The 13,171-nt window shown below is 35.0% G+C and carries 9 protein-coding genes and 3 tRNA genes; 3 read left to right on the top strand and 9 right to left on the bottom strand.

What is annotated here, in order from left to right:
• Positions 1-14: 14 nt before the first annotated feature.
• Both guaB and trpS read right to left on the bottom strand, forming a co-directional pair.
• Positions 15-1,493, bottom strand: a complete 1,479-nt coding sequence (gene guaB / locus HMPREF1048_RS06625) for an IMP dehydrogenase (RefSeq protein WP_000073420.1) — start codon at positions 1,491-1,493, stop codon at positions 15-17.
• Positions 1,494-1,644: 151 nt separating this feature from the next.
• Positions 1,645-2,670 (bottom strand): tryptophan--tRNA ligase, encoded by a 1,026-nt coding sequence (gene trpS, locus HMPREF1048_RS06620; RefSeq protein WP_000165448.1) that lies wholly within the window; start codon positions 2,668-2,670, stop codon positions 1,645-1,647.
• A gap of 205 nt (positions 2,671-2,875) precedes the next feature.
• On the opposite strand from trpS, the gene HMPREF1048_RS06615 reads away from it, so the two are divergent.
• Both HMPREF1048_RS06615 and HMPREF1048_RS06610 read left to right on the top strand, forming a co-directional pair.
• Positions 2,876-4,498, top strand: coding sequence for an ATP-binding cassette domain-containing protein (locus HMPREF1048_RS06615; RefSeq protein WP_000958774.1), 1,623 nt, complete (start codon positions 2,876-2,878; stop codon positions 4,496-4,498).
• Positions 4,499-4,559: 61 nt separating this feature from the next.
• The gene (locus tag HMPREF1048_RS06610; protein ID WP_000764975.1) at positions 4,560-7,103 is read left to right on the top strand and encodes a YfhO family protein; all 2,544 of its coding nucleotides are present in this window, start codon (positions 4,560-4,562) and stop codon (positions 7,101-7,103) included.
• A gap of 26 nt (positions 7,104-7,129) precedes the next feature.
• Here the strand turns inward: HMPREF1048_RS06610 and HMPREF1048_RS06605 are convergent, their stop codons facing one another.
• Positions 7,130-9,772, bottom strand: a complete 2,643-nt coding sequence (locus HMPREF1048_RS06605; RefSeq protein WP_000472057.1) for a YhgE/Pip domain-containing protein — start codon at positions 9,770-9,772, stop codon at positions 7,130-7,132.
• A 127-nt stretch (positions 9,773-9,899) separates the two neighbouring features.
• Between HMPREF1048_RS06605 and HMPREF1048_RS06600 the strand changes: the two genes are divergently transcribed.
• Complete coding sequence (locus tag HMPREF1048_RS06600; RefSeq protein ID WP_000665087.1) at positions 9,900-10,442, top strand: TetR/AcrR family transcriptional regulator; 543 nt, start codon at positions 9,900-9,902, stop codon at positions 10,440-10,442.
• Positions 10,443-10,482: 40 nt separating this feature from the next.
• On the opposite strand, the gene HMPREF1048_RS06595 is transcribed toward HMPREF1048_RS06600, so the two are convergent.
• From HMPREF1048_RS06595 to HMPREF1048_RS06575, 6 genes are all read right to left on the bottom strand, one after another.
• Positions 10,483-10,556: transfer RNA gene (locus tag HMPREF1048_RS06595), tRNA-Asn, on the bottom strand.
• A 5-nt stretch (positions 10,557-10,561) separates the two neighbouring features.
• A tRNA-Glu gene (locus HMPREF1048_RS06590) sits at positions 10,562-10,633 on the bottom strand.
• A gap of 51 nt (positions 10,634-10,684) precedes the next feature.
• Positions 10,685-11,437, bottom strand: coding sequence for a competence system response regulator transcription factor ComE (gene comE, locus HMPREF1048_RS06585; RefSeq protein WP_000866057.1), 753 nt, complete (start codon positions 11,435-11,437; stop codon positions 10,685-10,687).
• Positions 11,434-12,759 (bottom strand): competence system sensor histidine kinase ComD, encoded by a 1,326-nt coding sequence (gene comD / locus HMPREF1048_RS0102290; RefSeq protein WP_025171922.1) that lies wholly within the window; start codon positions 12,757-12,759, stop codon positions 11,434-11,436. Before comD ends, comE begins: the two co-directional genes overlap by 4 nt.
• A gap of 12 nt (positions 12,760-12,771) precedes the next feature.
• Positions 12,772-12,903, bottom strand: coding sequence for a competence-stimulating peptide ComC (gene comC, locus HMPREF1048_RS06580; RefSeq protein WP_004248788.1), 132 nt, complete (start codon positions 12,901-12,903; stop codon positions 12,772-12,774).
• 164 nt (positions 12,904-13,067) lie between these two features.
• Positions 13,068-13,141: transfer RNA gene (locus HMPREF1048_RS06575), tRNA-Arg, on the bottom strand.
• Positions 13,142-13,171: the final 30 nt, after the last annotated feature.

The raw sequence follows: 13,171 nt of genomic DNA, 5'->3' as shown, positions 1-13,171 counted from the left end.
TTTTCATTGTTTTTTTACATAGAATAATTTGGTGCCTCATTAGTAATTTGTACATCATGAGGATGGCTCTCTTTCAAACCAGCACCAGACATTTCAATAAATTGAGCATTATCGTGTAGTTCTTTAAGGTTAGCTGCACCACAGTAACCCATACCAGAACGAATACCACCAATCATTTGGAAGACAATATCAGCTGCAGCACCTTTATAAGCAACACGACCTTCAATTCCTTCTGGAACGAGTTTGTTTGCTTCATTGACAGAACCTTGGAAGTAACGATCGCTTGAACCTTTCTTCATAGCAGCAATTGATCCCATACCACGGTAAGTCTTAAACTTACGTCCTTGGAAGATTTCAGTTTCGCCTGGAGCTTCATCAGTTCCAGCAAACATTGATCCAAGCATAACTGCATTTCCACCTGCAGCAAGGGCTTTTACAATATCTCCAGAATACTTGATTCCACCGTCAGCAATGATCGTTTTACCATATTCACGCGCAACAGCTGCAGCATCATAGATAGCTGTTACTTGCGGAACACCGACACCAGCAATCACACGAGTTGTACAGATTGAACCTGGCCCAATACCAACCTTGACAACGTCTACACCTGCTTCATAAAGGGCACGTGCACCTTCAGCAGTAGCAATATTTCCAGCAATCAAAGTACGATCTGGGAAATGAGAACGAATCTCAGCAATTTTACGCAAGACACCTGCAGAATGACCATGCGCAGTATCAATAACAATCGCATCCGCTCCTGCCTCAAAAAGAGCTTCTGCACGTTCAAAAGTATCTGAAGTAACACCTACTGCACCTGCAACTAGAAGACGACCAAACTCATCTTTAGCAGCATTTGGGAACTCAATAACTTTTTCAATATCTTTGATAGTAATCAAACCAGAAAGACGGCCTTCTTCATCTACCAACGGAAGTTTTTCAATACGGTGTTCTTGAAGAATACTCTCAGCTGTTGCAAGATCTGTACCCACAGGAGCAGTAACAAGATTTTCACTAGTCATATGGTTTGAGATTGGTTGGTTATAGTCTGAAATAAAACGAAGATCTCGGTTTGTCAAAATACCAACCAATTTACGATTTTCAAGTGTTTCAACAACTGGAACACCACTAATGCGGTAACGACCCATAAGCTCATCTGCTTCAGCAATTGTATGTTCAGGTGTCAAAAAGAACGGATCAATAATAACTCCATTTTCAGAACGTTTTACCTTACGAACCTCGTCTGCTTGTTGAGCAATTGACATGTTTTTATGGATAACTCCGAGACCGCCTGCACGAGCAATAGCAATGGCCATTTGACTCTCTGTAACTGTGTCCATGGCAGCGGTAATAATTGGGATATTTAAAGTCAGATTATCTGCCAATTTAGTTGTTAAATCTGCATCGTTAGGCAACACATGACTTTCAGCTGGAATAAGCAATACATCATCAAAGGTAAAACCTTTTTTCAAAAATTTAGTGTCCCAATTAGACATTCGAAGTTTCCTCTTTTCTTTCTTTTTGAGCTTGACTCTTTTTATATTGTATCTATCATACCATTCTATAAAAATTTGTCAAATGTTACAGGGGTAAATAAAAAACTATCTTTTCTTCGAGATAGAAATGATAGTTTCTTGTAAAATAAACTTAGTTAAAGTAATGAAGTCCCATTGCTCCTTTAACCTCAGATAGGGTTTGACCTGCAACTTCACGCGCTCTTTCACTACCTTTTTGAAGCATATTATAAACTTCTCCCATATCCTTAGCAAATTCAATACGGCGCTCACGAATAGGACCAAGTTCACGTTCTAATATTTCAAGTAGATAACGCTTGGTCTTCACATCACCAAGACCACCTCGTTGATAATGTTCTTTCATGTCTGCAATTTCTTGAGTATCTTCTGGACGACCAAAAACATCTAGATAATGGAAAACCATATTTCCTTCAATTTTACCTGGATCCTCAACGCGGATATGATCTGAATCTGTATACATACTCATCACTTTTTTACGCAAAGTATCCGCATCATCAGCTAAATAAATACCGTTATTGAGTGATTTAGACATTTTAGCATTTCCATCTAAACCAGGTAAACGCCCTGCTCTCTCATTTTCTGGATAAATACCTTCCGGTTCCACCAAGACATCACAATTATATGCATTGTTAAAAGAACGAACAATCTCACGAGTTTGCTCAATCATTGGTTTCTGATCTGTCCCAACAGGAACATAATTGGCCTTGAAAGCTGTGATGTCAGCTGCTTGAGCTATTGGATAGACCAAGAATCCTGTCGGAATGCTTTCTCCAAATCCTTTCTGAGCAATTTCTGTCTTGACAGTTGGATTACGCTCCAAACGTGCTAATGACACCAAATTCATATAATAAATAGACAACTCAGCTAATTCTGGAATTTGGCTTTGAATAAAGATAGTTGACTTACTTGGATCCAATCCAACTGCAAGATAATCCAAAGCCACATTTCCGATAGACTCTACAATGGTTTGAGGATCTTTGGCATGATCTGTCAAGGCTTGTTGGTCAGCCAAGAACACAAACATATCATACTTATCCTCTTCCTGTAATAATACTCGATTTTTGAGACTTCCAACATAATGTCCAATATGCAATTTTCCTGTTGGACGGTCTCCTGTTAAAATAATGGGTTTAGTCATTTTATTCTCCTTCGATATGGTCCCTTCAATTATAGCATTTTTTTAATGAAATAACTGCAATTTATTAAAATAAATCAATCTTGCTATTTACGGATTTGTGTAAAGTATGCTGTAAATGTAATTTACACAAAATTGACAGATAAAAATTTGAATATTTCCGTATTTTCTAGTAGAATAAATATATTACACATATAGGAGAAAAACATTGCTTACAGTATCTGATGTTTCACTACGTTTTAGTGATCGCAAACTTTTTGATGATGTCAATATCAAATTTACAGAAGGAAATACTTACGGATTAATCGGTGCTAATGGTGCCGGAAAATCAACCTTTTTAAAAATTTTAGCCGGAGATATCGAACCTACTACTGGTCACATCTCTCTTGGTCCAGATGAACGTCTCTCCGTTCTTCGTCAAAATCACTTTGACTATGAAGATGAACGTGCCATTGATGTCGTTATCATGGGAAATGAAAAACTTTATAGCATCATGAAAGAGAAAGATGCTATCTACATGAAGGAAGATTTCTCAGATGAGGATGGAGTGCGTGCTGCCGAACTCGAAGGAGAGTTTGCCGAGCTTGGAGGCTGGGAAGCAGAAAGCGAAGCCTCTCAACTACTTCAAAACCTAAACATTCCAGAAGAATTGCACTATCAAAACATGAGCGAATTGGCCAACGGTGAAAAAGTAAAAGTTCTCCTCGCCAAAGCACTTTTTGGTAAACCAGATGTTCTTCTCTTGGACGAGCCTACCAACGGTTTAGACATCCAATCTATTACTTGGTTAGAAGACTTCTTGATTGACTTTGATAACACCGTTATCGTAGTATCCCACGACCGTCACTTCTTAAACAAAGTATGTACTCACATGGCCGACCTTGACTTTGGAAAAATCAAACTCTATGTCGGAAACTACGACTTCTGGAAGGAATCTTCTGAGCTCGCTGCTAAATTGCTAGCAGACCGTAATGCTAAAGCAGAAGAAAAAATTAAGCAATTGCAAGAATTCGTAGCTCGTTTCTCTGCTAATGCTTCTAAATCAAGACAAGCAACATCACGTAAGAAAATGCTTGATAAGATTGAACTTGAAGAAATTGTACCATCTAGTCGTAAATATCCATTTATCAACTTTAAAGCAGAGCGTGAAATCGGTAATGATCTCTTGACAGTAGAAAATCTAACTGTAAAGATTGATGGTGAGACTATTTTAGATAATATCAGCTTTATCTTGCGTCCAGGTGATAAGACAGCGCTTATTGGACAAAATGACATCCAAACGACTGCATTAATTCGTGCAATCATGGGAGACATTGACTATGAAGGAACTGTCAAGTGGGGAGTAACTACTAGCCGTTCTTACTTGCCAAAAGATAACTCGGCAGATTTTGCAGGAGGAGAGTCAATCCTTGACTGGTTGCGTCAATTCGCAAGTAAAGAAGAAGATGACAATACTTTCCTACGCGGTTTCCTTGGCCGTATGCTCTTCTCTGGAGATGAGGTTAACAAACCTGTCAACGTCTTGTCAGGGGGAGAAAAAGTTCGTGTCATGCTTTCAAAACTCATGCTATTAAAATCAAATGTCCTTGTCCTCGATGATCCAACCAATCACTTGGACTTAGAATCTATCTCAAGCTTGAACGATGGATTGAAAAACTTTAAAGAATCAATCATCTTTGCCAGCCATGACCACGAGTTTATTCAAACTCTAGCTAACCATATCATTGTCTTGTCTAAAAATGGCGTCATTGACCGTATTGATGAAACCTATGATGAATTCCTAGAAAATGCAGAAGTACAAGCAAAAGTTAAAGAACTTTGGAAAGACTAAATAAAACTTCAAAACTCAGTTGGGTTAACCAGCTGAGTTTTATAACATTTTATGAGGTAACATGAAATTATTTTTTAAAACATATTGGACCTATTTTGTTTCTTTCATCATTCCCATAATCATTATGATAGGAGTATATCTATCTCAAGGTATCTACTGGAATAGCGACAACTCTCCTCTATTAGGAGATGGCTTTCATCAATACGTTATTTTTGATGTAGCCTTACGAAATATCCTACATGGAAATGGTAGTCTGTTTTACACCTTTACAAGTGGCCTTGGATTAAATTTCTATGCCCTATCTAGTTATTACTTGGGTAGTTTCCTTTCACCACTAGTTTACTTTTTTGATCTAACTAATATGCCAGATGCTGTCTATCTGACAACTCTCTTAAAATTTGGATTGATTGGACTGTCAACTTACTTTAGTTTAAATAAATTATTTCAATCGATTCCTAAGCCTTTAAAACTAGCTTTATCTAGTTCCTATGCTCTGATGAGTTTCACAGTTAGTCAACTAGAGATAAAAACCTGGATAGATGTTTTTATCTTGATTCCTTTAATTATAACTGGTTTACAGCTACTTATCACTGAAAAGAAATTCCTATTGTACTTTACAAGTCTGTCAATTTTGTTTATTCAAAATTATTATTTTGGCTATATGACAGTATTGTTTCTTATTTTCTGGTATCTCTGTCAAATTTCTTGGGACTTTAAAACTCGAAAATCATCTTTTCTTGATTTCATAATCACCTCCGTTTTAGCTGGTATGGCTAGTTTGATTCTGACTCTGCCTACTCTATTTGATTTACAGACACATGGGGAAAAATTAACTGAAATTACAAAGTTTCAAACTGAAAGTAGCTGGTATCTTGATCTCTTTGCTAAACAATTCATTGGTTCCTTTGACACAACAAAGTATGGGGCCATCCCAATGATTTTTGTTGGACTACTTCCCTTTATTTTGACCATTTTATTTTTTACGCTGAAATCTATTAAGTTTCACGTGAAACTTATCTATGCAATCTTCTTTGCATTTCTAATTGCAAGCTTTTATATTGAAGCTCTTGATTTATTTTGGCAAGGCATGCATACTCCAAACATGTTTTTACATCGCTATGCTTGGATTTTCTCTACCTTGTTAATTTACACAGCAGCAGAAGTCTTAAAGCGTCTGAAAGAACTTAAAGTCTGGAATTTTTTAGTTTCGCTTTTTCTTATAGTAACAGGATTTTTAGCTACCATCTATCTAAAATCACATTATTCTTTTTTAACAGATTTGAATATTCTGCTTACTCTTGAATTTTTGGTTGTCTATTCGCTTTTACTCCTTGCAGTTATCAAAAAGTTTATCTCTGTAAATCTATTTGCCATTCTAATTTCTTTATTTATAATGGTTGAAATAAGTTTAAATGCTTCATCTCAAATAGACGGAATTGCTAAAGAATGGGGTTTTGCTTCTCGAAGTTCATATAATCGAGATATCCCAGCTATGGAATCTTTCTCAACATATATTGGAAATCAATTTACTCGTACTGAAAAACTACAAACTCAGACAGGAAATGACAGTATGAAATTCAACTATAATGGAATCTCTCAATTTTCATCTGTTCGAAATCGTTCAGCAAGCTCTACTTTGGATAAACTTGGTTTTAAATCCTCTGGGACTAATCTAAATCTCCGTTATGCCAATAATAGTATTTTAGCTGATAGTTTATTTGGTATCCAGTACAATATCTCAGACAGTCCTATTGATAAATATGGTTTTAAAGATATCTATCAAAAAGATAATCTTACCCTATATGAAAATCAATTCTCTCTCCCGATTGCCTTTGCTAGTCAATCTGTTTACAATGATGTCAAGTTCAATGAACATACCTTGGATAATCAGGCCTCATTTTTAAATCAACTTGCTAACGTCGATTTTGATTATTTTTCTCCAATCCCTTATGACAAAACAGAAAATACTAATGATTTGATTAGTGTCACAGGTTCTTCAAATGAGGATGCAGCAATCCAGTATCAAATTGAAGTGCCAGAAAACAGCCAAGTTTATCTTTCTTTCACAAATCTTCACTTTTCTAATGACAAACAAAAAAAGGTTGACATCCTTGTAAATGGAGAAAAGAAAACTTTTACAACTGATAATGTCTTCTCCTTCTTTAATCTAGGCTATACAAAATATACAAAAACTTTCAATATTCATGTTAGTTTCCCTGAAAATTCACAAGTATCATTTGAATCTCCTACCTTCTACCGTTTAGATACCCAAACTTTAACTGAGGCAATTCAAAAAATTAAAGAACAACCTGTAACAGTATCAACTTCTAAAAACAAGGTTTTTGCTACATATGATGTCCAACAAGATACATCTATTTTCTTCACCATTCCTTATGACAAAGGTTGGTCTGCCTACCAAGATGGTAAGAAAATAGAAATTAAACAAGCTCAAACTGGTTTTATAAAAGTTGACATTCCTAAGGGAAAAGGAACTATTACACTTTCCTTTATTCCCAATGGGTTTGTTGTTGGAGCAATCTGTTCCTTTACTTCTCTTTTACTATTTGGAATCTATAATCACAAACGAAAGTCATCTAAGACATAAAAAAATCGACCAGTTGGTCGATTTTTTTAATCTTCTTCCATTTTCTTAGGTCGATAGGCTAGCATACCTAAACCAGTAAATAGGGCTAATATCACAGCAAGGAAAATGACTTGATGATGAATATTTCCTGTCATAGAAATTGTTTGTCGTAATCCAGAAACCGAATAACTCATTGGTAACCAAGGATTAATAGCTCTAAAGAAATTATTTGTCAAAGCAAGTGGATAGGTACCTGCACTTGATGCTAACTGTAATAAAAGCAAAATAAGAGAAAAGAAAGCTCCTATACGGCTATTCCATGTTGTTAAAGCGGTTACCATGGACATGAATACTAAACTTGTTAGGATAATGAGAATAAATGTTCTCATTTCATGATTAGCAGTTAAACCAATAAGATGAACTCCTCCATATACCAAAATTCCTGCTAAAACAGCTATAATACCATTTATTTCAGCTCGAGATTTCAACCAAGCCCAACGACTCTCTGGATGACGTCCTGAAGGCAACTTCGCAAAGATCATATTCGTTGATATTGCTGCAACAAAGAGAGCAACTGATATCATATAAGGAGCCATTGCGATTCCATTTACAGGAACTTGGTCATTGTCTGTTTTGGAAAGATTGAGTGGATTTGACAAAATCTCTGCATTTTTAGATTCCGTTGATGCTGATTTAAGTTGATCACTAGCATTACTTAGTCCTTGTCCTAAAGAAACAACTCCTGTCTGTAAACCTTCCAATCCAGAAGTTAACTTTGTTCCACCTTCTGCTAGTTTCCCAGCTCCATCTGCCAATTTATTAGCTCCACTTTCTAATTGAGAAGCACCTGAAATTAACTGACTGGATTTGTCAGCTAGTTGGCTAGATCCTGACTGCAATTTATCAACTCCTGCTATCAATTCTTGACTCTTTCGATTCAATTGATTGGAGCCAGTTGATAATTTTTCAATACTAGACACTAATTTTGGAGTTTTTTCAACTAATTGACCAACTCCTGCTGTCAAGTTAGAAGATTTTTGTGTCAAGGTAGTTGATCCTGAAACTAATTGGTTCAAACTACCTGTCAAGGTGGAATTCTTTTCACTTAGTTGACTTGCGCCTTGAGAAACTTTATCAATACCTGCAGTATATGCATTTACACCTGATGCAATTGACTGACTGGCAGGAACTAATTTGCTAGTAACAGCTCCTTGTATCTCTGTTAATCCACTTGACAATCCTGTCAAAGAGGTAGAAGCAAGCGGTAATACTTGATTAGCTTGATTTTTTAATGTCGAAAGATTTGAAGATTGATTTTGTAAGTTTTCTAAACTTCCCTGTAAACCTTGTACTAAAGCTACAATTGACTGAGCCGATTGAATACTATCAGTCGAATTTTGAGATACAGAAGCTCTTATCTCAGCTTGTTGCTCACTTGTCAATGATTGATAAGCTGCTGTCGATTGAATATTTGCTAATGTAGTTGCTTTTTCAGACTGAGCACTTGCTAACATTTGATTAGAAAGAGATGCTATACTTGATAAAACAGAATCTAATTGTTTTGTATCTCCAACATCAATATTTTGAATAGCTTGATTTAACTGATTTAGACCTGAAGATAATTGATTAATTTGATCTTTTTTCCCAGACGAAGCATCTAACTTGCTAGAAAGTTGTTGAATCCCTTCACTTAATTTCCCCACCTCCATTCGAAGTGCAGCTGATTGACTAGATAACTGATTAGCACCTGTTGCAAGATTTCCCACTCCATTTGTATAAGCACTAACACCAGATGAAAATTGATTAAGACCAGCATTAAGCTGAGAAACACCGCCAGTATAGGACTCTACACCAGTATATAACTGATTGATTCCCCTTACTAATTCAGGACTTTTAGAAGATAATTGACCTAATCCGTTATCTAATTGACTCACTGCACCAGTATATGTAACTAAACCACTATTAAAATTCCCTAAGCCAAGATGAAGTTGTTCGACACCAGAAACATAAGAGGATAATCCTCTAGTAAACTGCTCCGTTCCATTTGAAAATGTTAAACTTGAAGCTGCTAAAGAGTGTAGGTTGGTAGTTAATGTTTGACTTCCTGCCACTAACTGATTCGCTCCATCAGTTAATTTTTCACTACCAGAAGCTGCTTGACTCATACCATCCTTTAAATCAATCATTTTGTTAAATAAGGCTTTAGTATAGGTCTCAGTTACATTTGTAGAAACATTCTGCTTCAATTGTGTCATCGCAGAATCGCTCATCTTGCTGGCAATAAAGCTATGACCACTTGAAGTCTGATAATCAATTTGCATTTGCTCTGGATGATCCGTTAAAATAGAAGCTGCTTTTTCAGATAAATCACTGGGTAAAGTCACTACCATATAGTAATCGCCATCTTCCAATCCCTTCTTTCCTTCATCTTCATCCACGAAATGAAAATCCAAGGTTTTATTTTCTTTTAAATTGGACACCATGTCTTTTCCTATTGCCATAGTATTACCATTATAGGAAGCCTCTTTATCATTATTGACAACTGCCACAGGTAAGTCAGACAATTGCCCATATGGATCCCACATTGATGACAAAAATATGATATTGTACAGAGCTGGAATAAGAGAAATCCCTATCATGACAATAATAAAGGTTGGTTTTTTAAAAATTGCTTTCCATTCTTTAAACATAGTTTCTCCTTTTTTAAACATATTGTCTAAAATTTTGATATAATAGATTATACAATAAAAAATCTAAATTACAAGATAAAAAATCCATTTTTAGACATATAGTCTAATTTGTTTACAAGGAGGAAATATGAAAGAAAGTAACAAACGCTTAAAAACAAAGCGAACTATTGAAAATGCTATGGTACAATTACTGATTGAACAGCCATTTGATCAAATTTCTACTGTCAAGTTAGCAGAAAAAGCCGGAATTAGTCGTTCCAGCTTCTATACTCACTATAAGGATAAGTATGATATGATTGAGCACTATCAAAGCAAGCTATTTCATACATTTGAATATATTTTTCAAAAACATGCTCATCACAAAAGAGATGCTATTTTAGAAGTCTTTGAATATCTAGAGTCAGAACCACTTCTGGCTGCCCTTCTTTCTGAAAATGGGACCAAAGAAATCCAAAATTTCTTAAGAAATAAACTTCATATCATGCTCAGTACAGATTTACAAAAGCAATTTATGCAACTGAATTTCAATACCACTGAATTAGAATATAGTAGCATCTATCTAACTCATGCACTTTTTGGTGTCTGTCAAACTTGGATTGCACATGGAAAAAAAGAAAGTCCTCAAGAAATAACAGACTTCCTTATGAAGATGCTTGGTGATACAAATTGATACAAAAAGAGGAACACAGTTGTGTTCCCTTTTATCTATACTCCGCCAGTAGGACTCGAACCTACGACATCATGATTAACAGTCATGCGCTACTACCAACTGAGCTATGGCGGATAAAATAGTCCGTACGGGATTCGAACCCGTGTTACCGCCGTGAAAAGGCGGTGTCTTAACCCCTTGACCAACGGACCTTCTATCTGTAGCAGATATAACCATTATATCAATTTCTTACTAATTGTCAATCACTTTTGAGATTTTTTCTCTAGAATATCTTTTAATTTTCTAATTTTTAATCTTGAAATAGGACAACGATGGTCTTCATAGAAAACAATTTCTAGATTTTTTCGATCAATTTCTCTAATATTGCCTATATTTACCAAAAATGACTTATGAGGAGAATAAAATCGCTGAGTATGTTTGTCCTTTTCCTGAATATCTGTCATTGTTCCATAGAACTCTTTTGCAAAATTCTTACCAATAATGCGTAATTTATGAGAGACACCTGTCGTTTCAATATACAAAATATCATGGTAAGGAATTTTTAAATCATTTCCCTTGTAATTGTAATCAAAATAATCTACAACATCTTCATTTTCAAGTAACATACTCTTCGTGTAGAAAATATTTTGCTCAATTCTCTTCTTAAACATCTCATCATTGATATCCTTATCAACAAAATCTAGGGCTGATACCTGGTATTTATAGGTTAGAGTCGCAAACTCTGATCGACTGGTGATAAAGACGATAATAGCGTAGGGATTGTAATGACGAATGAGCTGAGCAACCTCAAATCCTTTTTTCTCAATTCCATGAATATCGATATCTAGGAAATAAAGCTGATTTACTTCATCATTTTCAATGTATTCTTCAAATTCACGGACTTTTCCTGTTGTCTTGTATGATATTGGAATATTCGATTCTATCGAAATTTCATCCAATATTCTTTCTAGTCTCACTTGATGTTCAATAACATCCTCTAAAATTAAAACTTTCATTCAAATTCCCTCTTAAATCTAATAATTTGTCTAAATGTACTGCCTTCCATCTCTGTTTCTAAAATGATGTTGTTGTACTTATCTAGTAGTTCTTTCACATTATTTAATCCGACTCCGCGATTTCTTCCCTTAGTGGAGAATCCTAAAGCAAATAGATCTCCTGAAGGTGTCATCGTCATTTTACATGAATTCTGAATCACAATAACTGTTTCAGTTTCCATCTTAATAACTGCTACTTCCATCTGCTTTTTATAACTATCAGCCGATCCTTCGACAGCATTATTCAATAAAACGCTCATGATACGAACCAAATCCAATAGTTCAATTGGGAGCTTGGTAATCGTATCTTTTACTTCCAGTGTAAACTCTACACCATTATTTCGAGCATAGACAATTGACTGTGCAACCAAACTTCGTAAAGCTGAATCTTCTATATTGTTCAAATCAAAGTAAGTATACTTATCTGAACGCAGTTTATGATTTGCTTTGACCAAAACTTCATTGTAAATTCTGTCAATTTCCTGTAAATCACCACTGTCAATTGCCATCTGCATACTGACAAGCATCCCAGCATAATCATGTCGAAAACCACGGATTTCATTATACAAGCCAACAATTTCATCTGTATAATTCTGTAAATGTTTCTGTTCAAATTTCTTCTGCTTCAAAGCAATCTCTTTCTCCATTTGTTCTTTATGCGAATTCATTGCAAAAAAGGTCAAAAGTAGAGAAATAAAGACAATAGATGATAAAATACTTCCAAAACTATTCAAATGTTTAATCGTACTTACCATATCTGAAACGAAAGATACAATATGGAGCAGTAGTAAAGCAAAAAATACTTTTTTCAAGAAATGATAAAGGTAATCTTTGTCAAAATAGGCTAGTTCCAAATGGAAATAATGAATGATTTTTAAGATAACAACATAAGTCAACACCGTTACAACGGAAAAGAATAGGTAATAATATTGTAAAACAAAATTGTCTCCTGTTATAGAGGAGAAAGTTACGGACAAAAAGTTATGAGTGCTCTCATATAAAAGAGATAGTAGTAAACTTAGAAATAGTCCTCTATCCCTCTCATACTGTTTCATCCATCGAAAATAGGAATATAAGAATAAAGGAAATAAAAATGTTTCAATCCCTAACCCATCTAAATTTAGAAGATAGAAGGGAAAATCAAATACTATGTCTGTTAGTAATGTATAAGCACCAAAAACGAAGAATTCTTTTCTATTTATTTGACCTTTACAAATTAAACGGTAACTATGACTAATAATTAAAAAATATAATATCAAATCTACTAATAAGAAAAAATCCATTCTGCTACTCCTTTATCTTCTTCTAAAGATATTAAAGAAATTAAAGGACTTTTCATTCATTTTCCTCATCTCCCCACCTTTAATCTTTTGCAAGTCTTTTTCCTTCAAGGCTACAAACTGTTCCAATTTAACTGTGTTTTTCATAATAAAATCTCCTAAAATGTTTTTTCTTGTAAGATAACTTACAAAAACTATTATACAAAATGGAATTTCGTTTTAGATAAAATTCTCTCAACTGTCATTTTTTTCTCCCAAAGTGTACTTTTTTAAGAAAAAAGCCGGGAAAATTCCCAGCTTTGCTACTATATTGATCCCAGCAGGATTCGAACCTGCGACCGTTCGCTTAGAAGGCGAATGCTCTATCCAGCTGAGCTATGAGACCTAACACAATTATTCTACCAAAAATTCAATT

The sequence above is a fragment of the Streptococcus mitis SK575 genome, from assembly GCF_000257865.1.
In the GTDB taxonomy this organism is placed as follows: Bacteria; Bacillota; Bacilli; order Lactobacillales; family Streptococcaceae; genus Streptococcus; species Streptococcus mitis_CQ.
Note: the sequence above shows the minus strand (reverse complement) of the source record. Positions and strands in the feature narration are given on the sequence as shown.